This is a genomic window from Serratia sp. PF-27, assembly GCF_030053255.1.
Classification (GTDB): domain Bacteria; phylum Pseudomonadota; class Gammaproteobacteria; order Enterobacterales; family Enterobacteriaceae; genus Serratia; species Serratia bockelmannii.
The window spans coordinates 211,703-232,810 of the sequence record NZ_JASGBT010000019.1 but is presented as its reverse complement, the minus strand read 5'-3'; the positions used below and the strand labels follow the sequence as shown (position 1 = coordinate 232,810).

The 21,108-nt window shown below is 60.6% G+C and carries 20 protein-coding genes; 7 read left to right on the top strand and 13 right to left on the bottom strand.

Annotated elements, in window-relative coordinates; genetic code table 11:
- Positions 1-180: 180 nt before the first annotated feature.
- Together glpT and glpQ are read left to right on the top strand one after the other, a co-directional pair.
- Complete coding sequence (gene glpT, locus QMZ29_RS12680) at positions 181-1,536, top strand: glycerol-3-phosphate transporter (RefSeq protein ID WP_025304883.1); 1,356 nt, start codon at positions 181-183, stop codon at positions 1,534-1,536.
- Positions 1,537-1,618: 82 nt separating this feature from the next.
- Positions 1,619-2,698 carry a glycerophosphodiester phosphodiesterase gene (glpQ, locus tag QMZ29_RS12675; RefSeq protein WP_261426218.1) on the top strand — a complete coding sequence of 360 codons (1,080 nt, stop codon included), beginning with the start codon at positions 1,619-1,621 and terminating at the stop codon, positions 2,696-2,698.
- A 54-nt stretch (positions 2,699-2,752) separates the two neighbouring features.
- Here the strand turns inward: glpQ and yigL are convergent, their stop codons facing one another.
- Together yigL and pldB are read right to left on the bottom strand one after the other, a co-directional pair.
- Positions 2,753-3,550 carry a sugar/pyridoxal phosphate phosphatase YigL gene (gene yigL / locus QMZ29_RS12670; RefSeq protein ID WP_025304881.1) on the bottom strand — a complete coding sequence of 266 codons (798 nt, stop codon included), beginning with the start codon at positions 3,548-3,550 and terminating at the stop codon, positions 2,753-2,755.
- 4 nt (positions 3,551-3,554) lie between these two features.
- The gene (pldB, locus tag QMZ29_RS12665) at positions 3,555-4,598 is read right to left on the bottom strand and encodes a lysophospholipase L2 (protein WP_043142212.1); all 1,044 of its coding nucleotides are present in this window, start codon (positions 4,596-4,598) and stop codon (positions 3,555-3,557) included.
- A 148-nt stretch (positions 4,599-4,746) separates the two neighbouring features.
- Between pldB and rhtB the strand changes: the two genes are divergently transcribed.
- Entirely contained in the window at positions 4,747-5,367 is a 621-nt protein-coding gene (rhtB, locus tag QMZ29_RS12660; protein WP_060434791.1) for a homoserine/homoserine lactone efflux protein, read from the top strand.
- A 48-nt stretch (positions 5,368-5,415) separates the two neighbouring features.
- Here the strand turns inward: rhtB and rhtC are convergent, their stop codons facing one another.
- Genes rhtC through pldA form a run of 3 tightly spaced genes read right to left on the bottom strand, consistent with a single transcriptional unit; the run spans position 5,416 to position 8,803 of the window.
- The gene (rhtC, locus tag QMZ29_RS12655) at positions 5,416-6,036 is read right to left on the bottom strand and encodes a threonine export protein RhtC (protein WP_049203601.1); all 621 of its coding nucleotides are present in this window, start codon (positions 6,034-6,036) and stop codon (positions 5,416-5,418) included.
- 12 nt (positions 6,037-6,048) lie between these two features.
- A complete protein-coding gene (gene recQ / locus QMZ29_RS12650; protein WP_025304878.1) occupies positions 6,049-7,881 on the bottom strand; it encodes an ATP-dependent DNA helicase RecQ in 1,833 nt (610 codons plus the stop codon).
- Positions 7,882-7,924: 43 nt separating this feature from the next.
- Complete coding sequence (gene pldA, locus QMZ29_RS12645; RefSeq protein WP_004934270.1) at positions 7,925-8,803, bottom strand: phospholipase A; 879 nt, start codon at positions 8,801-8,803, stop codon at positions 7,925-7,927.
- Between the two features lie 203 nt (positions 8,804-9,006).
- Here pldA and QMZ29_RS12640 point away from each other — a divergent pair, with 203 nt between their 5' ends.
- Positions 9,007-9,477, top strand: a complete 471-nt coding sequence (locus QMZ29_RS12640; protein ID WP_141971678.1) for a thioesterase family protein — start codon at positions 9,007-9,009, stop codon at positions 9,475-9,477.
- Positions 9,478-9,543: 66 nt separating this feature from the next.
- Positions 9,544-10,431 (top strand): EamA family transporter RarD, encoded by an 888-nt coding sequence (gene rarD / locus QMZ29_RS12635; protein ID WP_025304876.1) that lies wholly within the window; start codon positions 9,544-9,546, stop codon positions 10,429-10,431.
- Between the two features lie 16 nt (positions 10,432-10,447).
- Here rarD and corA read toward each other — a convergent pair whose 3' ends face one another.
- Positions 10,448-11,398, bottom strand: coding sequence for a magnesium/cobalt transporter CorA (corA, locus tag QMZ29_RS12630; RefSeq protein ID WP_004934262.1), 951 nt, complete (start codon positions 11,396-11,398; stop codon positions 10,448-10,450).
- Between the two features lie 444 nt (positions 11,399-11,842).
- On the opposite strand from corA, the gene QMZ29_RS12625 reads away from it, so the two are divergent.
- The gene (locus QMZ29_RS12625; protein ID WP_004934257.1) at positions 11,843-12,316 is read left to right on the top strand and encodes a WbuC family cupin fold metalloprotein; all 474 of its coding nucleotides are present in this window, start codon (positions 11,843-11,845) and stop codon (positions 12,314-12,316) included.
- 45 nt (positions 12,317-12,361) lie between these two features.
- On the opposite strand, the gene uvrD is transcribed toward QMZ29_RS12625, so the two are convergent.
- The 6 genes from uvrD to lptM form a co-directional block, all read right to left on the bottom strand.
- Positions 12,362-14,524: a DNA helicase II gene (gene uvrD / locus QMZ29_RS12620; protein WP_025304874.1), complete on the bottom strand. Its 2,163-nt coding sequence runs from the start codon at positions 14,522-14,524 to the stop codon at positions 12,362-12,364.
- A gap of 78 nt (positions 14,525-14,602) precedes the next feature.
- Positions 14,603-15,319 (bottom strand): 5-amino-6-(5-phospho-D-ribitylamino)uracil phosphatase YigB, encoded by a 717-nt coding sequence (yigB, locus tag QMZ29_RS12615; protein WP_025304873.1) that lies wholly within the window; start codon positions 15,317-15,319, stop codon positions 14,603-14,605.
- Positions 15,319-16,230: a tyrosine recombinase XerC gene (xerC, locus tag QMZ29_RS12610; protein ID WP_060434799.1), complete on the bottom strand. Its 912-nt coding sequence runs from the start codon at positions 16,228-16,230 to the stop codon at positions 15,319-15,321. The genes yigB and xerC overlap by 1 nt, the downstream gene beginning before the upstream one ends.
- Positions 16,227-16,940, bottom strand: coding sequence for a DUF484 domain-containing protein (locus QMZ29_RS12605; RefSeq protein ID WP_060434800.1), 714 nt, complete (start codon positions 16,938-16,940; stop codon positions 16,227-16,229). The genes xerC and QMZ29_RS12605 overlap by 4 nt, the downstream gene beginning before the upstream one ends.
- Positions 16,937-17,761: a diaminopimelate epimerase gene (gene dapF, locus QMZ29_RS12600; protein WP_025304871.1), complete on the bottom strand. Its 825-nt coding sequence runs from the start codon at positions 17,759-17,761 to the stop codon at positions 16,937-16,939. The genes QMZ29_RS12605 and dapF overlap by 4 nt, the downstream gene beginning before the upstream one ends.
- Before the next feature lie 71 nt (positions 17,762-17,832).
- Positions 17,833-18,039: an LPS translocon maturation chaperone LptM gene (gene lptM / locus QMZ29_RS12595; RefSeq protein ID WP_004934241.1), complete on the bottom strand. Its 207-nt coding sequence runs from the start codon at positions 18,037-18,039 to the stop codon at positions 17,833-17,835.
- Positions 18,040-18,117: 78 nt separating this feature from the next.
- On the opposite strand from lptM, the gene cyaY reads away from it, so the two are divergent.
- Positions 18,118-18,438, top strand: coding sequence for an iron donor protein CyaY (gene cyaY, locus QMZ29_RS12590; RefSeq protein WP_004934237.1), 321 nt, complete (start codon positions 18,118-18,120; stop codon positions 18,436-18,438).
- 36 nt (positions 18,439-18,474) lie between these two features.
- Here cyaY and QMZ29_RS12585 read toward each other — a convergent pair whose 3' ends face one another.
- Positions 18,475-21,027, bottom strand: a complete 2,553-nt coding sequence (locus QMZ29_RS12585; protein WP_019452546.1) for a class I adenylate cyclase — start codon at positions 21,025-21,027, stop codon at positions 18,475-18,477.
- Positions 21,028-21,108: the final 81 nt, after the last annotated feature.

Sequence of the window (21,108 nt, the reverse complement as noted above, 5' to 3'; positions counted from 1 at the left end):
CGCCGTGGTTTCATGAAAGTGTAACAATTGCGCCATTCGTCACAGCGACACCAGGCGTATTTGATGACAATGGCGCTCGTTATGGAACACAAAAACACCACATTCGATATCCGCTCAATCATCAAATGAACGTAAAAGGTCATATTGATGTGATAACAGATAAAGCCATCGGAGGCGCTCATGTTGAGTATTTTTAAGCCAGCCGCACACATCGCCCGTGTGCCGAGCGATAAGGTAGATCCGCTCTACCGTAAGCTGCGCTGGCAAATTTTCCTGGGGATCTTCTTCGGTTACGCCGCCTACTATCTGGTGCGTAAGAACTTCACCCTGGCCATGCCTTACCTGATCGAACAAGGCTTCAGCCGCGGCGACCTCGGCTTCGCGCTGTCGGGCATCTCTATCGCCTACGGCTTCTCCAAATTCATCATGGGTTCGGTTTCCGACCGTTCCAACCCGCGAGTATTCCTGCCTGCCGGCCTGATCCTGGCGGCGGCGGTGATGTTGTTCATGGGCTTCGTACCGTGGGCAACTTCCAGCATCGCGGTGATGTTCGTTCTGCTGTTCCTGTGCGGCTGGTTCCAGGGCATGGGTTGGCCGCCGTGCGGCCGCACCATGGTGCACTGGTGGTCGCAGAAAGAACGCGGCGGCATCGTCTCCATCTGGAACTGCGCCCACAACGTGGGTGGCGGCCTGCCGCCGCTGCTGTTCCTGCTGGGCATGGCCTGGTTCAACGACTGGCACGCGGCGCTGTACATGCCGGCCTTCGGCGCCATCCTGGTGGCCCTGATCGCCTTCGCCCTGATGCGCGATACCCCGCAATCCTGCGGCCTGCCGCCGATTGAAGAGTACAAAAACGACTACCCGGACGACTACAGCGAAAAAGACGAAGAAGAGCTGACCGCCAAGCAGATCTTCATGCAGTACATCCTGCCGAACAAGCTGTTGTGGTACATCGCGGTCGCCAACGTGTTCGTCTACCTGCTGCGTTACGGCATTCTGGACTGGTCACCGACCTACCTGAAAGAAGTGAAGCACTTCGCGCTGGACAAGTCTTCCTGGGCCTACTTCCTGTATGAATACGCCGGTATCCCGGGCACCCTGCTGTGCGGCTGGATGTCGGACAAAGTGTTCAAAGGCAACCGCGGCGCCACCGGCGTGTTCTTCATGACGCTGGTGACCATCGCCACCGTGGTGTTCTGGATGAACCCGGCCGGTAACCCGACCGTGGACATGATCTGTATGCTGGTCATCGGCTTCCTGATCTACGGCCCGGTGATGCTGATCGGCCTGCACGCGCTGGAGCTGGCGCCGAAGAAAGCCGCCGGCACCGCCGCGGGCTTCACCGGCCTGTTCGGCTACCTGGGCGGCTCGGTTGCGGCCAGCGCCATCGTCGGTTACACCGTAGACTTCTTCGGTTGGGACGGCGGCTTCATGGTGATGATCGGCGGCGGCGTGCTGGCGGTTATCCTGCTGCTGCTGACCATGCTGAACGAGAAGAAACACCACGCGGAAATCGCTGCCGGCAAGCGCGGCTAACCGTCACACGACTTTTGCATGATTTAAAGGCCGCCCTGCGGCCTTTTTACTACCCTGCCCCCAACAACACGGAGAAAACGGAATGCGGACTCAAGTCAAAGCCCTGCTGACAGGGATCATTCTCGCCACCTCAATGGTCAGCACCGCCCAGGCGGCGGACAAAGTGGTGATCGCCCACCGCGGCGCCAGCGGCTACCTGCCGGAACACACTCTGCCGGCGAAGGCAATGGCCTACGCGCAGGGCGCCGATTACCTCGAACAAGATCTGGTGATGACCAAGGACAACGAGCTGGTGGTGCTGCACGACCATTACCTCGATCGCGTCACCGACGTCGCCGAACGTTTCCCGAACCGCGCACGCAAAGACGGCCGTTATTACGCCATCGACTTTACGCTGGCGGAGATCAAATCGCTGAAGTTCACCGAAGGCTTTGACATCGAAAACGGCAAGAAGGTACAGGGCTACCCTGGCCGCTTCCCGATGGGCAAATCCGACTTCCGCGTCCACACCTTCCAGGAAGAGATCGAGTTCGTACAGGGTCTGAACCATTCGACCGGCAAAAACATCGGCATCTATCCTGAAATCAAAGCGCCTTGGTTCCACAAGCAGGAAGGCAAAGACATCTCCAGCAAAGTGCTGGCGGTGCTCAAGCAGTACGGTTACACCGGCAAGAACGACAACGTCTACCTGCAGTGCTTCGACGCCAACGAACTCAAACGCATCAAGAACGAGCTGGAGCCGAAGCTGGGCATGGATCTGAAGCTGGTTCAGCTGATCGCCTACAACGACTGGCAGGAAACCTACGAGCAGAAAGCCGACGGCAAGTGGGTGGAATACGACTATGACTGGATGTTCAAACCGGGCGCGATGAAGAAAATCGCTCAGTATGCCGACGGCATCGGGCCGGACTACCACATGCTGGTGGTGGCGGATAAATCCAAGCCGGGCCACATCGTGCTGACCGACATGGTGAAAGAAGCGCACGCCAGCAAGCTGGCGGTGCATCCGTTCACCATCCGCGCCGATGCGCTGCCGAAGTACGTGACCGACGTGAACCAACTGTATGACGTGATTTACAACCAGGCCGGCGTCGACGGCGTGTTCACCGACTTCCCGGACAAGGGCGTGCAGTTCCTGCAGAAGCAGGGCCAGCACAAGTAATGCCAAGGGCGCCGCAAGGCGCCCTTGTTATTTCAGAGAAACGGCCTGGTTATTTCAGAGGAACATCTTGCGCAGGTAGTGCGGCACCGCGTTATCGACATTGGAGCCGATCACTTCCAGCTCCGGCAGCATATCCTTCAGGCGCTGATGCGCGTCGCGCATGATGCAGCCCTTGCCGGCCATCGACAGCATCTCCAGATCGTTCATACCGTCGCCGAAGGCGATGCACTCTTGCAGCGTATAGCCGATGATCTTGGCCACTTCTTCCAGCGCATGCCCTTTCGACACGCCGCCCGCCATCACTTCCAGACAGGTCGGGAACGAGAAGCTGACGTTGACCCGATCGCCCCAGCGCGCGTTGATGGCGTCTTCCACCTGCAGCAACCGCTCATGATCTTCACAGGTAAAGTAAACCTTGCAGACGCCGTCGGTTTCCAGCAGGCCCGGCTCAAACAGCTGATATTTGAATACCGACTCCTGGAAGAACTCTTCCTGCTCCGGGCTTTCGCGGTTGATGAACCAGTCATCGTTACGGTAGACGTTGGTGGTTATCTCCGGATCGTCGTGCAGCATGCCGTACAGATCGCGGGCGATATCCTCGTCCAGGTTGTGGCTGAAGATCAGCTCGCCGGCCGTGTTGTGCACCCGCGCGCCGTTGGAGGTGATCATAAAGGCGCTGATCTCCAGACTGTCGCGGATCTGCGCCACGTCGATGTGGTGGCGGCCGGTGGCGAACACGAAATGCACGCCGCGCTGGGTCAGCAACTTCAGCGTTTCTTTGGCGTACGGCGACAGGGTATGGTCGGGAGACAGCAGCGTGCCATCTAAATCGGAAGCGACGACGTGATACATAGCGTTATGTTCTAACCTCTGATGGAGTTGTCGGCGGCAGCGCGCCACCTAAGTGTTGAGCAAAGAAGCGCAGGATTGCGTTCAGTGCTTCGGCGCGCATCGCGTCCCGCTCGAACAGGATCTCATGGCGTGCGCCGTTGATAACCCACGGAAGCCCCCCTTCGCAAGGGCGCCCCGCGTCTGACAGAGCCTGACAAAAAGCCTGGTGCGAACGGTTGTCAACCACCCGTTCCTCACCGGCTTGCAAAAGCAACAGCGGCGTTGTTATCTCCCCGGCCTGCGCGATAATCTGCCGGCCGGCGCGGATGCTCTCCCGCACCCAATGGTAGGTCGGTCCGCCCACCTGCAGCTCGGGGTAATCGGCGTAATAGCGCAGGCTACGCCGGTAGCGTTCGCGGCTGTGGGTCAACACGTTGACCACATAAGGCAGCGGCCGCCACTGGCCGGTGCCCACCGCGTAGTAGTCGCGGATCGCCGGACGGGTCTCCGCCCAGTCGAGGATGCGGTCGGCCAGCCAGCCCGGCATCGGCAACTGGATGCCGAACATCGGCGCGCAAAACGCCGCCGCATCGAACGCCTGCGGCCGGCGTTGCAGGAACTGCGCCAGGATCGCGCCGCCCATCGAATGCGCCAGCGCGAAGCGCTGCCGGTAACCGCGCGACTCGACTTCGCGCTGCCAAAGCTGCTCGAAATCGTCCACGTAGTCGGCGAAGTTTACCACATGACCACGGTGCGTATCCGCCAGTAAACGCCCGGAACGCCCTTGGCCGCGATGATCGACGATCACCACGTCGTAACCGCAGTGGAACAGATCGTAGGCCACCTCGGGGTATTTCACGTAGCTTTCGATGCGGCCGGGGCTGACCACCACCACGCGCTGATGCCGCGCGGAACTGAAACGCACAAAGCGGATCGGCACGCCGTCCACGCCGCTGAACTCGCCTTCTTCGCGCTGCCGCCAGAAATCCAGCAGCGGCCCGGTGGCGAAGGCAGCGAACTGCGTTTCACGCGTTAACCAGTCATCGGAGCTGAGAGTGAACGAGGTCATCGAGAGCGTTTTCCCTGTGGGGCCGGCGGAAAAATGTGACCGCTGGCACAAGAAATCATACTAGCGTATTGTGATTCAATTCTGACAAAAAACGGCGCCGCCTCGGCGCATTGTGGCACAAAACGACACTTTCAGGGAGCCGAGAACCATGACCTTGGACTGGTGGTTAACCTACCTGCTGACCACGCTTATCCTTAGCCTGTCCCCTGGATCCGGCGCCATCAATACCATGAGCACCGGCATCAGCCACGGCTATCGCGGCGCCGCCGCGTCAATCGCCGGGCTGCAGGTCGGGTTGAGCGCGCACATCGTGCTGGTGGGCATCGGTCTCGGCGCGCTGATTTCTCAATCATTGCTGGCGTTCGAACTGCTGAAATGGTTGGGCGCCGCCTACCTGGTGTGGCTCGGCATCCAGCAATGGCGCGCCGCCGGCGCGCTGGATCTGCATGCGCTGGCGGGCAGCATGCCGCGCCGCCGTCTGTTCCGCCGCGCGGTGCTGGTCAACCTGACCAACCCGAAAAGCATCGTGTTCCTCGCCGCGCTGTTCCCGCAGTTCATCTTGCCCAATCAACCGCAGGCCGAGCAGTACCTGGTGCTCGGCGTCACCACCGTGGTGGTGGATATTCTGGTGATGATCGGTTACGCCACCCTGGCGACGCGCATCGCCGGCTGGCTGAAAACGCCGCGCCAGATGCAGCTGCTTAACCGGGTGTTCGGTTCACTGTTCATTCTGGTGGCGGGGCTGCTGGCGACCGCCCGCAAAGCCTGACAAAAAAGGCCGGGCATCGCTGCTCGGCCTTGGGCATCTCACCGCCGGTCAGCGGGTAAAGATCAGGTGTAACCCGAAGCCGGTGAACAGCACGCCCGCCACCCCGTCGATCCACTTGGCCAACCGCTGATAGCCGCGGCGCATCGCCGGCAGCGCGAACACCACCGCCACCAGGCTGAACCAGACGAAGGTCTCGGCGACGATCAGCAAGAACAGCCCCCAGCGCGCGCCGGCGCCGACGCTGTCACCGACGAACAGCGAGAACACGCTGCCGAAATAGATCACCGCTTTCGGGTTGGACAGGTTGGTCAGGAAGCCGCGAATAAAGCTGCGCCCGGCCTTCGGCAACGCCACCTGGGCCTCCGCCGCCGGAGCAGCTTGCTGCGCCCGCGCGGAACGCAGCAGTTGCCACCCCATCCAGCACAGGTAAATGCCGCCGCCGACCATGATGACCTGATGCAGCCAGGCCATCTTCTGCAGGATCAGATGCAGCCCCATCAACGCCACGCCGGCCCAAACCACGATGCCGAGCGAAATGCCGACCACGCCCATCATCGCCTCACGGCGCGAACGGCTGGCGGCGGTTTGCGACACGAAAAAGAAGTCCGGCCCCGGGCTCATCAGCGCAATCAGATGCACCAGCGCCACGGTGAGAAACAGCATCAGCATGATTTATCGCCCTCAGTCTTCATCATTGTCGAGATGGTCGCGGATCATCGCCATAAAGGGCGCGCCGAAACGCTCTAGTTTGCGCTGGCCGACGCCGTTGACGCTCAGCAGATCGCCGGCCTTGATCGGCATCTGTTCGGCCATTTCCAGCAGCGTGGCGTCGTTGAACACCACGTAAGGCGGGATGTTTTCTTCGTCGGCGATCGATTTGCGCAGTTTGCGCAGCTTGGCGAACAGCTTGCGATCGTAATTGCCGCCGTAGGATTTCTGGTTGGCGCTGCTGCGCGACTTCAGGCTCTGAATACGCGGCACCGCCAGCTGCAGCGCCACCTCGCCGCGCAACACCGGACGCGCCGCCTCGGTCAATTGTAGCGCCGAGTGCATGGCGATGTTTTGGGTGATAAAGCCCAGATGGATCAGCTGACGCAGCACGCTGGTCCAGTGCTCCGTGGTTTGATCGCGGCCGATGCCGTACACCGGCAGCTTGTCGTGACCGTATTCACGAATGCGTTGGTTGTTGGAGCCGCGCAGCACTTCCACGATGTACCCGAGGCCAAAGCGCTGGCCGACGCGGTACACGCAGGACAGCGCCTTGCGCGCGTCCTCCAGCCCGTCGTAGCGCTTGGGCGGATCGAGGCAGATGTCGCAGTTGCCGCAGTTCTCGTGCTTGCCTTCGCCGAAGTAGTTGAGCAACACCAGGCGGCGGCAGGTTTGCGCCTCGGCGAACGCGCCCATGGCGTTCAGCTTGTGGCGTTCGATGTCCAGCTGCTGCCCGGCGGGTTTCTCCTCCAGGCAGCGGCGCAGCCAGGCCATGTCGGCCGGATCGTACAGCAGGATGGCTTCGGCCGGCAGGCCGTCACGCCCGGCTCGGCCGGTCTCCTGATAATAGGATTCGATATTGCGCGGGATGTCGAAATGCACCACGAAGCGCACGTTGGGTTTGTTGATGCCCATGCCGAAGGCGACGGTAGCCACCACCACCTGCAGATCGTCGCGCTGGAACGCTTCCTGCACCTGGGCGCGACGATCGTTGTCCAGCCCGGCGTGGTAGGCACCGACGCTCAGCCCGCGGCTTTGCAAGCGCGCAGCGGTGTCTTCCACCTTGGCGCGGCTGTTGCAATAGATAATGCCGCTCTTGCCGCGCTGATCCTGCACGAAGCGCCACAGCTGGTCGAGCGGTTTGAATTTTTCCACCAGCGTGTAACGGATGTTCGGCCGGTCGAAGCTGCTGACCTGCACCAGCGGATCCTGCAGCGACAGCAGGCGCACGATATCGCCGCGGGTGGACTCGTCGGCGGTGGCGGTCAACGCGATCACCGGCATCGACGGGAAGCGCTGTTTCAGTTGGCCCAGCGCGCGATATTCCGGCCGGAAGTCATGGCCCCACTGCGAGATGCAGTGCGCCTCATCCACCGCCAGCATTGCCGGCGGGCAGTGGTCGAGCAGGTTGAGGAAGCTTTCCATCATCAGCCGTTCCGGCGCGATGTACAGCATCTTGATGTTACCATTGCGGCAACCGGCCATGACGTCCAGCTGCTCCTCGCGGGTTTGCGTCGAGTTATAGCAGGCGGCGGAAACGCCGTAGGCCAACAGTTGGTCGACCTGGTCCTTCATCAGCGAGATCAGAGGGGAAACGACCAGCGTCAGGCCGTCCATCACCAGCGCCGGGATTTGGTAGCACAACGACTTGCCGCCGCCGGTCGGCATCACCACCAGGCAATCCTGCCCGCCGATCGCGGCGTTGATAATCGTTTGCTGCCCCGGACGGAATTGCTGGTAGCCAAAGGTATCGCGCAATACCTGCTCGGCCAGCAACTCTCTGTTAATCACTGCTGCGGTTGACACACACTTCCCCATTTTTTCATCGGTACACACCCAGCGGGTATGATTACATAATATCGTTCAGCATGACACCAACGCCCACCCGTGTCTGCCGGAAGTTATAGTCGATCAGCGATTCGCCGTAGCCGCTGAATACCTGGGTATAGAAACGCACGTTGCGGGTGATCGGATAGCTCCAGCCCAGCTCCGCGCCGCCGTAGCCGCTGTTCCAGTTATAGTGGCTGTCGACGCTGAACACGCTGTCGCCCCAAGCGTAACCGACCTTCAACCGGTAGTATCCCATGTATTTGGTGATGTCCGGGTTGTCGTCGTTGCTCGAGCTTTCCGAGAAGCGGAACCAGGGCTTGAGATCCACCTGCCAGTTGCCGTTTTGCGCCATCAGCCGCGCATAGCCGCGATTCCAGCTGCGCGACGTCGGATCCGAGCGGCCGTTAGACTGATGGTTAACGCCGATTTCAACATCGCGCAGCGTCCAACCGGCAAAACGGTAATCGGTCGCCCACCCCACGAACAGCTGCGGCTCATAGTTGGTTTCGCGGAACGGTGAAGACTCACCGCGGTTGGACAATTGCCACCAGGAGCGCTGAGTATAAGACGCGCCGAGCACCGAGTTGTCGCCGGCAATGCCTCGCCACAGTGGAAACGCCAGGCTAAGTTGGTATTTCACCTCGTCCTTGCGCGCCTTGTCGGCCCAGTTGTACGTCTTGATGGCTTCTTTGTTGATATCGCTGGTGTCGGTGTACAGCAGGTAATTGGGATCGTAAGGATACAGGGTGAACGGATTATCGTGCTCCTGCAGCAGGTTGGCGATAATGCTGCCCCGCACCGCCGGCTTATCGTGAATCTGCTGCTCTTTGGCTTCCTCAGCCAATGCCAGCGCCGGCATCAGCAGCGTGGCGGAAACGATCCCTGACAAAATGCGCATAACCTCTCCTCACTCCAACGAAAAAGGGCAAGCCCGGAAAAAATCAGGCCATTTTACACACAAAGGGCGTTTTACCGCAGCGCAGGCCGGTTTTATTGGAATAGTCTGGAAAGCAACAAAGGTTAAGCATAAAATCAACATTCCATTAACCTGGACTGACCAGTTAGCTCCCTTAAAACGCAAAAGAAAAACGGAAACCCGCTATGTCGACCACACCATTGACCCTGGAAACCGCCCGCCGCAAGATCGGCGAAATCTTTGTCTACCACATGCCGTTCAACCGCGAGCTTGGCCTGGAGCTGCGCCGCTTCGACGATGACTACGTCGAGCTGAGCTTCACCAATCAGCGCAAGCTGGTGGGCAACGCCGCACAGGAAATTCTGCACGGCGGCGTGATCGCCGCGGTGCTTGACGTCGCCGCCGGATTGGCCTGCGCCGGCGGCGTGCTGACGCGCCTGGAGCCGCTGATCGAAGAAGAGATCGCCGCCAAACTGTCGCGCATGGGCACCATCGACCTGCGCGTCGACTACCTGCGCCCCGGCCGCGGCGAGCACTTCGTCGCCTCCGCCAGCGTGCTGCGCAGCGGCAACAAGGTCGCCGTGGCGCGCGTAGAACTGCATAACCACGACGGCCTGCATATCGCGACCGCCACCGCCACCTATCTGGTCGGCTGATGATTGTGTGCGGTGAGCGTCTTCAGTACACTCACCGCATCTTAAGTTCCCCACCAGAGTGACGTCATGGACGCAAAGCAAACGCGTCAGGGCATTTTCTTCGCCCTGGCCGCCTATTTTATGTGGGGCATTGCCCCGGCCTATTTCAAACTGATCCAGCAAGTGTCCGCGGACGAGATCCTCACCCACCGGATCATCTGGTCGTTTTTCTTCATGCTGGCGCTGATCACGCTGGGCCGCAACTGGCCTAAAGTGCGCGCCGCCTGCCAAAACCGCAAACGACTGCTGCTGCTGGCGGTCACCGCGCTGTTGATCGGCGGCAACTGGCTGCTGTTCATCTGGGCGGTGAACAATCACCATATGCTGGAAGCCAGCCTGGGCTACTTCATCAACCCGCTGGTTAACGTGCTGCTGGGGATGCTGTTTCTCGGCGAGCGCTTTCGTCGCATGCAGTGGGTGGCGGTGGCGCTAGCATTCACCGGGGTACTGGTGCAGCTCTGGCAGTTCGGCTCGTTGCCGATCATCGGTCTGGGGCTGGCGTTCAGCTTCGCTTTCTACGGCCTGCTGCGCAAGAAAATCGCCATCGACGCCCAGACCGGCATGCTGATTGAGACGCTATGGCTGCTGCCGGTGGCGGCCGCCTATCTGTTCCTGTTCGCCGACAGCCCCACCAGCCACCTGAGCGCCAACCCGTGGTCGCTGAACCTGCTGCTGGTCGCCGCCGGCATCGTCACCACCGTACCGCTGCTGTGCTTCACCGCGGCGGCTACCCGGCTGCGCCTGTCGACGCTCGGTTTCTTCCAGTATCTCGGCCCGACGCTGATGTTCCTGCTGGCGGTCACCTTCTACGGTGAGACCATCGGCCAGGACAAGCTGGTGACCTTCGGCTTTATCTGGGCGGCGCTGATCCTGTTCACCCTCGACGCGCTCTACACCCAACGCAAGCTGCGCTAAGCCCGGCGCCGCCGGGTTACAGCCAGTTTTTGCGCTTGAAGTACAGGTAAGGGGCCAGGCCGGCCAGGATCATCAGCGTGATGGCGCCCGGGTAGCCGAACGACCATTTCAGTTCCGGCATGAATTCGAAGTTCATGCCGTAGCTGGAGGCCACCAGCGTAGGCGGCAGGAATACCACCGACACCACCGAGAAGATCTTGATGATGCGGTTCTGTTCGATATTGATGAAGCCCATCGCCGCCTGCATCAGGAAGTTCACCTTCTGGAACAGCGATTCGTTGTGCGGCAGCAGGGATTCGATGTCGCGCAGCACTTCACGCGCCTGCTCCAGCTGGCCGGTCGGCAAACGCGCCTTGCGCACCAGGAAGTTGAGCGCGCGCTGGGTATCCATCAGACACAAACGCACCTTCCAGCCGATATCTTCCAGCTCCGCCAGCGTCGACAGCGCGGCGTCGTATTCGTCGCCCTGATGCCCTTCCATGATCACCCGGCTGAGCTGTTCCAGATCGCTGTAGATGTTCTCTATCTCGTCCGCCAGCTGTTCAATCTTGGTTTCGAACAAATCTAGCAGCAGTTCGTAGGCGTTGCCTTCGAGCATGGTCTGGTTGCGGGCGCGCATGCGGTACAGGCGGAACGCCGGCAGTTCACGCTCGCGCAGGGTATACAGGCGGCCGTCGCGAATGGTGAACGCCACCGTGGAGTTGCCGGCGTGATCTTCCGCATCTTCGAAGTAGAAGAAGGAGTGGATATGCAGACCGTCTTCGTCTTCGAAGAAACGGGCGGAGGCTTCGATATCGTCCAGTTCGGGACGCGTCGCCAGGCTTTGTCCCAGCTCATTCTGCACGCGCTCACGCTCGCCCTCTTCCGGCTCGACCAGATCAACCCACAGCGATGACGTGAGATCATCCGAGTCGTCCAGTTCCAGACGGGACAAGCGGCGGTTATCTAATTTAAAAGCGCTCAGCATGTGCCAAAACTCCGTGAAGGTAACGGGTGCGGACAACGCGTTGAAGCACAGAAACAGAGGGGATGCGTATCACCGATTGTTTCAGACCATGAAGAGATCTGACTCATAGCGACGCTTTGCGGGGTCGCCGACAACCACGAAGGCTATCAGCAAAAACGGAGAGCCTTAGAAGTTATACCTGCGGCGCAGGTCAGTGAGCCAGTATCTACTGGGTGTGTCCAAGGCGTCTGTCCTCAATGATAATAGTGCGCGCATGTTACGCCGAGAGGAAAAAGCCTGTCAACACGTTAGGCGGGATAATTGCGCAACAAATCATCACGATGATCAATGGTAAAAATGGCGCTTAAACCGTGCTGAAAAAGTCGCGGCGATCGCTTACCGCCACCAAGAATGTTGTTAAGATGACGTCACCCTAATGGTACGACAAGCATGCGGATTTAAATGATGAAACAGATTACCGCCCATGAACTGACCGCGATGAGCGAACAGGCCGCCAGCGTGGCCCGCCTGCGCGCGCACCGCACCTTACACGAAGAGTTGAGCGACCCGGTGCAACGCCTGGCGATCGCCATGGAGCCCGGCACCTATATCCGCCCGCATCGCCACCCGCAAACCTGGGAGCTGCTGACGCCGCTGCGCGGTCGTTTTGTGGTGCTGCAGTTCAACGATGACGGCGTCGTCACGCAGCGCACCCTGCTCGGCGAAGAAACCAAAGTGCTGGAGATGCCGGCATTTACCTGGCATGCGGTGCTGTCGGTCGATGCCGGCGGCGTGGTGTTCGAAGTGAAGCAGGGCCCGTATCAGGCGCTGACCGAAGAGGACTGCATGCCGTGGGCGCCGCAGGAAGGCGGCGAAGGCACCGAAGCGGTGATGCGCTGGTATGCCACCGCGCAGGTCGGCGATCGCTACCCTCACTGATGATGAACGATTGCAGGGGCCTGCCCCTGCAACTTCCCCCTCGCTTTATACCGTTTCCAGGCGAGCGTATGCCGCCACCAACCACTTGATGCCCTCGCCCGGGAAAGCGATCTGCAACCGGCTGTGCTCGCCGCTGCCTTCCAGATTGACGATGGTGCCTTCGCCAAACTTGGGATGGCGCACGCGCTGGCCCAGCTTGTAGCCGGTATCGTTCTCGCTGATCGGCGTGCCCATGCGGCGGTGATTGACCGGGCGCGATACGCTGGCGCGCAGGCGCACTTCTTCCACGCACTCTTCCGGCAGCTCGCCGATAAAGCGCGACGGCCGATGGTAAACCTCTTTGCCGTACAGACGGCGCGTTTCGGCGTAGGTCAACGTCAGCTTCTGCATGGCGCGCGTTACGCCCACATAGGCCAGACGACGCTCCTCCTCCAGACGGCCGCCTTCATCCAGCGACATCTGGCTCGGGAACATGCCTTCTTCCATGCCGACGATAAACACCAGCGGGAACTCCAGGCCCTTGGCCGAGTGCAGGGTCATCAGCTGCACCGCATCCTGGTAAGCGTCGGCCTGGCCTTCGCCCGCTTCCAGTGCCGCATGAGACAGGAATGCCTGCAGCGGCATCAGATCCTGATCTTCTTCCTGATAACTGAACTGGCGCGTCGCCGTCACCAGCTCCTCAAGGTTTTCGATACGCGCCTGCCCCTTCTCGCCCTTTTCCTGCTCATACATGATGAACAGTCCAGAATCGCGGATCACGCGGTCGGTCTGCACGTGCAGCGGCATGTCGGCGGTTTCATGCGCCAGCGACTCCACCAGTTCGATGAAGCGCTGCAGCGCCGACGCGGCGCGGCCGGCCAACACTTTGTCCTGCATCAGCTCGCGCGTCGCCTGCCACAGCGTCAGCTGGCGATCGCGCGCCGCCTGGCGCACCACGTCGAGGGTGCGATCGCCGATGCCGCGCGTCGGGGTGTTGACCACGCGCTCGAAGGCCGCATCGTCGTTGCGGTTGGAGATAAGGCGCAGGTAAGCCAGCGCATCCTTGATTTCCTGGCGTTCGAAGAAGCGCTGGCCACCGTAGATGCGGTACGGCATCGCCGTCTGCAACAGCGCCTCTTCCAGCACGCGCGACTGGGCGTTGCTGCGGTACAGGATAGCGCAGTCGTTCAGCGCGCCGCCGTTGTCTTGCCAGGTCTTGATGCGGTTAACCACGAAGCGCGCTTCGTCGAGTTCGTTGAAGGCGCAGTAGAGGGAAATCGGTTCACCTTCGCCGCCTTCGGTCCACAGGTTTTTGCCCATGCGCCCGTCGTTGTTGGCGATCAGGGTGTTGGCCGCTTTCAGGATGTTGCTGGTGGAACGGTAGTTCTGCTCCAGGCGGATGGTTTCCGCGCCGGGGAAATCTTTCAGGAAGCGCTGAATGTTTTCCACCTGCGCGCCGCGCCAGCCGTAGATCGACTGGTCATCGTCGCCGACGATCATCACGTTGCTGTTGCCGCCCGCCAGCAGACGGATCCAGGCGTACTGGATGCTGTTGGTATCCTGGAATTCGTCCACCAGCACGTTGGTGAAACGTTCGCGGTAGTGGTTGAGGATATGCGGCTTGTTCAGCCACAGCTCGTGCGCGCGCAGCAGCAGCTCGGCGAAATCCACCAGCCCGGCGCGATCGCAGGCTTCCTGATAGGCCTGATAGATGCGCAGCCAGGTGGCCTCTACCGGGTTGTTGTAGGTCTCGACGTGCTGCGGGCGCAGGCCCTCGTCTTTCTTGCCGTTGATGTACCACATCGCCTGACGCGGCGGCCACTGCTTCTCGTCGACGTTCAGCGCCTTGATGATGCGCTTGAGCAGCCGCAGCTGGTCGTCGCTGTCGAGGATCTGGAAATCCTGCGGCAGGTTGGCTTCCAGGTGGTGGGCGCGCAGCAGACGATGCGCCAGGCCGTGGAAGGTGCCGATCCACATGCCGCCCTGGCTGGTGCCGATCAGATGTTCGATACGGTGGCGCATTTCCGCCGCCGCCTTGTTGGTGAAGGTCACCGCCATGATCGAATACGGCGAACAGTTCTCCACCGACAGCAGCCAGGCGATGCGATGCACCAGTACCCGCGTCTTGCCGCTGCCCGCCCCGGCCAGAACCAACAGGTTGCTGCGCGGCGCCGCCACGGCTTCACGTTGTTTTTCATTCAGGCTGTCGAGCAGATCGGAGACGTCCATAGGCACCACTAATGGTTAAGGGAAAACCCGCCGGTGACGGGTTTTTCACTGGAAATTTATACAGAGTTCTGGCAGGGATTATAACAATGCTGTCAGCGATGCCAACTGCGAAATCTCAATATGCGGCAGCAAGCGGCTGTCGGCAGCCTGCATCAGGCAGCGTTGCCGATCGTTGATCCAACAGGCCTGCAGCCCCGCGCGCAGCGCGCCGGCGACGTCGGTAGTCAGATCGTCGCCCACGTGCAGGATCTGCTCGGGCGCCACGCCCAGCCGCTCAACGGCCAGGTGGTACATGTCCTGGTACGGCTTGGCGCGCCCGTCCGGCCCGGAGCGCAACACGAACTGGAAATAACCGTCCAGGCCGCATAGCGACGGATCGACGTTGCCGTTGGTGATCGCCACCAGCGGGTAGCGCGCGGCCAACGCCTTCAGCGTGGCGTGGGTCGCTTCCGGCACCTCGATGCGGCTGCGCCACAGCGCGAAGTTCTGCATCGCCGCATCGGCCCCGATCGCCGCTTCGGCGTCGCGCAGCCCCTGCCGGCTCAGCGCCAGATGAATGGCGCGCCAGCGCCACTGGGTGACGTCATGGTAGATCTCCGGCTCCTGCTCGCGCAGCTCCTGACGCAGGCGATGAAAATCCGCCGACTGAAAGCTGCTCAGGCCGGGGTGATAACTCTGCAGGAAGGCCACCGATTGTTGTTCGGTTTGCCGGATCACCGGACGGTTATCATACAGCGTGTCGTCCAGATCGAAAGTCAGCGCCGCCAGCGGGCGCAGCGGGCGATAAAAATGCATCAGGATTTCCCCCGTTTGGCACGCGGATGCGCGGCATCGTACACGTTCGCCAGATGTTGAAAGTCGAGGTGGGTATAAATTTGCGTGGTGGTCAGGTTGGCGTGGCCGAGCAGTTCCTGCACCGCGCGCAGATCGCCGCTGGACTCCAGCATGTGGGTGGCGAAGGAGTGGCGCAGCTTGTGCGGGTGAATATGGCTGTTGACGCCCTGTTTCACGCCCCACTCGGCGAAGCGCTTTTGCACGTTGCGCGTCGAGATGCGTCGCCCCTGATTGGACAGGAACATCGCGTCATCTTCCGGCCCGAACAGATCGCGCATCGCCAGCCAGTGTTCCAGCCAGGTGACGGCGGTGCGCCCGATCGGCAATTTGCGCTCTTTGCTGCCTTTCCCCATCACCCACACCTCGCCGGCGGCCATATCGACATGACGGCAATCCAGCCCCACCAGCTCGGAGAGGCGCAGGCCGGCGCCGTACATCACCTCCAGCATGGCGCGATCGCGCACCGCCAGCGGATCGTTGAGATCGATCTCCAGCAGCTGGTTCATTTCATCGACGTCGATGTTTTTCGGCAGATGGCGGCCGCTGCGCGGCGTGCGGATGCCCTTGGCGGGATTGGCGTGCAATACGCCCTGGCTGACCAGCCAGTCGAGGAAACTGCGCAGCGAAGAAAGCCGCAGCGCCAGGCTGGCGGACTGCAGGCCGGCGCGTTTGCTGCGCGCCGCCAGCATGCGCACCCGGGCGGCATCCAGCGCCACCCAGTCGGTGACGCCGATCTCCTGCGCCAGGCGCATCAGCGCCGCCAGCTGGCGTGAATAGCTGAGCTGCGTCAGCGGGCTGAGTTGGCGTTCTACCTTGAGATAACGCAGAAACGCGTCCACCGGCTGCTGCAGGCTGGGCGCAATCGGCGTCATGCGCGTTCGACCCAGCGTTCCAGCAGTTCCGGCAGCATGCGCGCCAGTTGATTGAGCATCACCGTGCCCATGCCCTGCTGATAGTGTTGCGTATCGCGGCTGCTGAAGATCACCATGCCCAGTTCACCGTCGTCGCCCAGCATCGACAGCGCCACCGAGCCAATCTGGCCAATCTGTTTGGCCTGCGGCAACAGCAGCAGCAGTTCGGGGCCGTTCAGACCACCGAGGTAATGTTGTTCGCTGCCCAGCCGCTGAATGCGGAACGGCTCGAACGCCGAACGCGTCAGCGCCAGGTGGGTGAAGTCGGAAGGTGCGCCGATCTTCCAGCGATCGGCGAACAGGCGCACCGTGGCGCCGGCTAAACCGAAGCCGCGCGCCCAGCGCTGCAGCCGATTGAGCATGTCCTGCAGGCTGTCGGCGGTGGCCAAATCGGCCTGCAGGTGCAGCAGCCGGGCGAACAGCCCTTCGTTGGCGCTGGCCTGTTCCATCAACAGCGTGATCTCTTCTTCCAGCCGTTCGATGTGATTGCGCTGGCGGGCCAGATGCCATTCCACCAGCGAAACGGTGCCGCGTACCGGGTGCGGCACGCGCATCTGCTCAACCTGGCGTGCGTTGCGAATAAAGAAATCCGGGTTCTGCAGCAGATACTGCATCACGGTGTCGTCATCCAGCGCCAGGCCGGCGACGCTCTGTTCTTCTACGCTTTTCATAGATGAATAAATCCGTCATAGACATGGGTTGCCGGACCGGTCATAAACAGCGGGTTGCCCGGCCCTTTCCAGCGAATATGCAGGCTGCCGCCCGGCAGTTCTACATGCACCTCTTCTGACAGCAATTCCTGTTGGATCCCTACCGCCACCGCCGCACAGGCGCCGCTGCCGCAGGCCTGCGTTTCACCAGCGCCGCGTTCATAAACGCGCAGCTTGATGTGATCGCGGCTCACCACCTGCATAAAGCCGATGTTGGCCCGTTCCGGGAAGCGTTCATGCCCTTCCAGCACCGGCCCAAGCAGCTCCACCTTGGCAGTTGTGACATCGTCCACCTGCAAAACACAATGCGGGTTACCCATCGACACCACGCCGCACAGCACGGTATGTTCCGCCGCGCGCATGATGTAGGTCTTTTCAGCCTTAGTGGCGCGGAACGGCACCGCCTGCGGGTCGAAATTCGGTTCGCCCATGTTGACGCACACCAGATCGTCGTCGGTGACGCTGAGCACCATGCGCCCGGTTTGGGTGCTGACACGGATGTCGCGTTTGTTGGTCAGCCCTTTCAGCCGCACGAAACGCGCGAAGCAACGCGCGCCGTTGCCGCACTGCGCCACTTCGCTGCCGTCGGCGTTAAAAATTCGGTAGTGAAAATCCAGTTCGGGATCGTAAGGCGGTTCTACCACCAGCATCTGGTCAAAGCCGACGCCCAGGTGCCGATCGGCCAACCGGCGGATCAGCTCAGGTGAAAAATAGACATTCTGTGTAACGGCATCGACCACCATAAAGTCGTTGCCCAGACCGTGCATTTTGGAGAACTGCATATCATACTCCGCTATCTGGACGCGCTATCCGTCTTGATGTTGCGGTGGCGCTCGCTACCGCAAACCGGGGTTTACTGGTCAACCATCGACGGTTTTTGCTGAGAGCCAGACTGCTCCTGCTGGTTCTTTTGCACCTGATCGCCCGTTTGCACCGGCGGCTTGGCCGGTTTCTGGCTGGCGGGATCGGCAGGCGGGAAGTAAAGCGGGCCTTTCAGACCGCAGCCGGCGAGGCCGGTAACCAGAACTGCCATCAGCGCATAGCGTAGTTGTTTTTTCATTTGCATTAATGCCTGTAATTCATGCGTCCAAGGTCTCTATAATCGCAGGTGGATCATGAAAAGCAATAGGAATTGAATATGAACGACAGTGAGTTTCACCAGTTGGCCGACCAGCTGATGCTGAATATTGAAGAGACACTGGACGATTTTGACGGCGATGCGGATATCGATTACGAAACCAATGGCGGCGTAATGACGCTGAGCTTCGAAAACGGCACCAAAATCGTCATCAACCGCCAGGAGCCGCTGCACCAGGTGTGGCTCGCCACCAAGGCCGGCGGTTATCACTTCAACTACCGCGACGGCGTTTGGCTATGCGATCGCAGCGGGCAGCCGTTTTATCAGCTGCTCAGCGAAGCGGCCAGCGCGCAGGCCGGCGAGGAACTGCATTTTTCCTGAGGCTAAGCAGGGCTCGGCAACCGAGCCCTTGCGGCGTCAATGCAGCTGGAACTGCTGTTTCAGCGGCTGAGCGGCGCCGTCGGCCACCGTCACGCACAGGCTGGACAGCACGTTGCTGCGGAACGGGATCACCTGCGTGCGCCCGTCGAGTTGCACGATCTGATAGAACTGCGGCAGATTGAAGTTGATGAAGCTGGAGCCGTAGGTGAAGCGATCGTGCGACGAGGAGTAGAAGCGGCTGACGTCGCGCACCAGCTCCTCTTTACTGCCCTCGCAGTGGTGATATACCTCAACCCGATTCGACTCATCCAGAATATAGATGTTGAAGCCCTTGTCGTCTGAGGTATCTTCGAAGAAGAACTGGATGATCCCCTCGCTGGCGAAGCCGTCCACCACCGGCGGCAGATGCACCTGATCGGTTTCCACCTTGATAGACAGGCCGTGCAGCTTGTTGTTGGAGATGGCGCCGTAAAACTCCACCGCATTCTCCAGCTTTTGCACCGACACGCTCAGGCGCTCGAAGAACAGCCCCCAAGTCTGCCCGGCAACGCGCACCGCCTTGAAGCGGCCGGGTTCCAGCCGGGTACTGGACAGGCGCAGCTCGATGCACTCCGACACCAGCTGCTGGATACGGGTGCGGATCAGGCCGCGCAGGTGCTGGCTGTAGCAGAACACTTCCACCGACTCCGGCGGCGCGGCGTCCTGGTGCATTTTGCCGAGAATGGTCTTCAGCGCTTCCAGCACCGACTGCTCGCCGCTGAAATGCAGGGTACGCACTTCGTTCCAGGAGTTGCGATACAGCAGATCGATACTGCCCACCAAACACTGCTGCTGCTGGCCGAAGCTGAACACGTCCAGTTTGCGGAAATCGAAGTGCACCACCTGATTGCGGAAGGCGGCGGTCGGATCGTTTTCCAGATTGACGATGATGGCCAGATGGCGAATTTCGCACGGGCTGTACAGCGCTTTCGGCGTCGGCGCCGGCAGGCGCAGCGGGAAGTGATGAGAAACGTCGGCCACCAGCTCCTGCAGCTTGGCGGTGTCGCACAGGTTGCCGCTCTTGATGTGCAGGCGGGTCTGCGGCGTTAGCAGGCCGTTGAAATAGGCCCAGGCCACCAGCTTGTTCAGGTAGCGGTTATATTCCAGCGGCTGATGGCTGACGATCGAATCCATAGCCGGTGCCTGATTATACAGGTACCAGCCGGTGCGGTTGGCGCGGCCAACCGGCACGTGAATAAAGGTTAAATCGTTTTCCGACAGGTCCGGTGAGATCTGCGGGTTCACCAGCGTCACCTTGCCGGGCAGCGCTTCGAACGCCGCGTACAGTTTGCGGGTCAGCACGCCGATATCCTGCGGGCTGGCGCTGACGCTGAGGTTGTTGCGGCGAGCGAAACGGATCAGGTTGCGGTAGCTTTGCATCATCGCATCGAGCAGTTCGTTATGCGCTTCGCGCACCCGCTCGATTTTCCAGTTGGCGCGGTTATCCAGCATCGCCAGACGCTCTTCGCTCCAGCCCCACTCGCTGACCAATTGGCTGAGGATCTCGCGTCGCCAGCCGACGCAGGCCTTGGCCAGCGACAGCTTTTCACATACTTTCAGGTAAAAACAGCGGCGGGCCAGATCGAGGCGGGTGGTGTCGTTGATGTCGGTCAGGTAGCGGGTCACGCGCTCAAGCATCATGCAGTAGGCATCAAGCCCGAAGCTGACGATCTCACCCTGATGCAGCCGGTGTTTGATATCCGTCGCCAGCAGTTGGGTATTGGGGTATTCCCAGGAATAGGCTTCCAGCAGCAAGGTCTTCAGCACCGCCTTGTAAGGCGAATCGATGCTCTTGTACAGCTGCCACAGGCTGGCGCCGAAGTACTCTTCCGCCGACAGCGAACTCAGGCCACCGAGATCCAGCCACTCGTTCGGCGTCAGCGCACCCTGCGCGTACAGCGACAGCACGTATTCATCGTAGTGCGCTTCTTCTTCGCCCGGTACCATGTTCCACAGGATGCGTTTGCCAGCCAGGCGCACAGCGGTGCGATAGAATTCATCGAGCAACAGGATGTGCTGCGTCGAGCCGCAGTCTTCGCCACCCAGGCTGCCGCTTTCATTATGGCGGAAGCGGTTTTCGTCGATCAGGAAGAAGCTGACCTCCACCCCCATCGAGGCGGCCCACTTCTCAAGCAGGCTGCATTTTTGCTGCAAACGGGTGCGTTCTTCGTTGTCCAGCCAGGACTGGTGGCAGACCCAGATGTCGAGATCCGAGCTGCAGCTTTGGCCGATAGACGAGGTGCTGCCCATCGAGTAGACGCCGGTGATCGGCAGCTCGCCGCTGGCCGGCTTGTCAAACGGGCTGCCCCATTTGTCTTCTAAATCGTTCAGGTAATCTTGTTGAGTTTCATCAGGCGTGTAGAGGCAAATGCCATGGGGAACGTTACCGTTCAGGTAACCCGGCATCAGCGGGTGGTGGTGGTGCAGTAAGGTGGGCAGCAGACTGTATACCCGTTGAAACGCGGGCTTCATAGCCGCTAGGGCGCGATCGACGCGTAGCTGATTGATCGCATCCAGTCTCTGCTTCAATGTCTCGATGTAGAGGTACAAGACGTCTCGCCTGATTATCCCGGTGTTTAGAAAAAAACCCGTATTCCATAAGCGCCGTTAGTGTAAGAAGAATATTTGGCG

Excerpts from the sequence above, each read along its gene's own strand:
- pldA (WP_004934270.1), bottom strand. The coding sequence starts at position 8,803 with ATGCGCATTTTGTCAGGGATCGTTTCCGCCACGCTGCTGATGCCGGCG.
- yigL (WP_025304881.1), bottom strand. The coding sequence starts at position 3,550 with ATGTATCACGTCGTCGCTTCCGATTTAGATGGCACGCTGCTGTCTCCC.
- pldB (WP_043142212.1), bottom strand. The coding sequence starts at position 4,598 with ATGACCTCGTTCACTCTCAGCTCCGATGACTGGTTAACGCGTGAAACG.
- glpT (WP_025304883.1), top strand. The coding sequence starts at position 181 with ATGTTGAGTATTTTTAAGCCAGCCGCACACATCGCCCGTGTGCCGAGC.
- glpQ (WP_261426218.1), top strand. The coding sequence starts at position 1,619 with ATGCGGACTCAAGTCAAAGCCCTGCTGACAGGGATCATTCTCGCCACC.
- corA (WP_004934262.1), bottom strand. The coding sequence starts at position 11,398 with ATGCTGAGCGCTTTTAAATTAGATAACCGCCGCTTGTCCCGTCTGGAA.
- rhtB (WP_060434791.1), top strand. The coding sequence starts at position 4,747 with ATGACCTTGGACTGGTGGTTAACCTACCTGCTGACCACGCTTATCCTT.
- QMZ29_RS12605 (WP_060434800.1), bottom strand. The coding sequence starts at position 16,940 with ATGAAAAGCGTAGAAGAACAGAGCGTCGCCGGCCTGGCGCTGGATGAC.
- cyaY (WP_004934237.1), top strand. The coding sequence starts at position 18,118 with ATGAACGACAGTGAGTTTCACCAGTTGGCCGACCAGCTGATGCTGAAT.
- rarD (WP_025304876.1), top strand. The coding sequence starts at position 9,544 with ATGGACGCAAAGCAAACGCGTCAGGGCATTTTCTTCGCCCTGGCCGCC.
- lptM (WP_004934241.1), bottom strand. The coding sequence starts at position 18,039 with ATGAAAAAACAACTACGCTATGCGCTGATGGCAGTTCTGGTTACCGGC.
- uvrD (WP_025304874.1), bottom strand. The coding sequence starts at position 14,524 with ATGGACGTCTCCGATCTGCTCGACAGCCTGAATGAAAAACAACGTGAA.
- rhtC (WP_049203601.1), bottom strand. The coding sequence starts at position 6,036 with ATGCTGATGCTGTTTCTCACCGTGGCGCTGGTGCATCTGATTGCGCTG.
- QMZ29_RS12640 (WP_141971678.1), top strand. The coding sequence starts at position 9,007 with ATGTCGACCACACCATTGACCCTGGAAACCGCCCGCCGCAAGATCGGC.
- QMZ29_RS12625 (WP_004934257.1), top strand. The coding sequence starts at position 11,843 with ATGAAACAGATTACCGCCCATGAACTGACCGCGATGAGCGAACAGGCC.
- yigB (WP_025304873.1), bottom strand. The coding sequence starts at position 15,319 with ATGCATTTTTATCGCCCGCTGCGCCCGCTGGCGGCGCTGACTTTCGAT.
- xerC (WP_060434799.1), bottom strand. The coding sequence starts at position 16,230 with ATGACGCCGATTGCGCCCAGCCTGCAGCAGCCGGTGGACGCGTTTCTG.
- dapF (WP_025304871.1), bottom strand. The coding sequence starts at position 17,761 with ATGCAGTTCTCCAAAATGCACGGTCTGGGCAACGACTTTATGGTGGTC.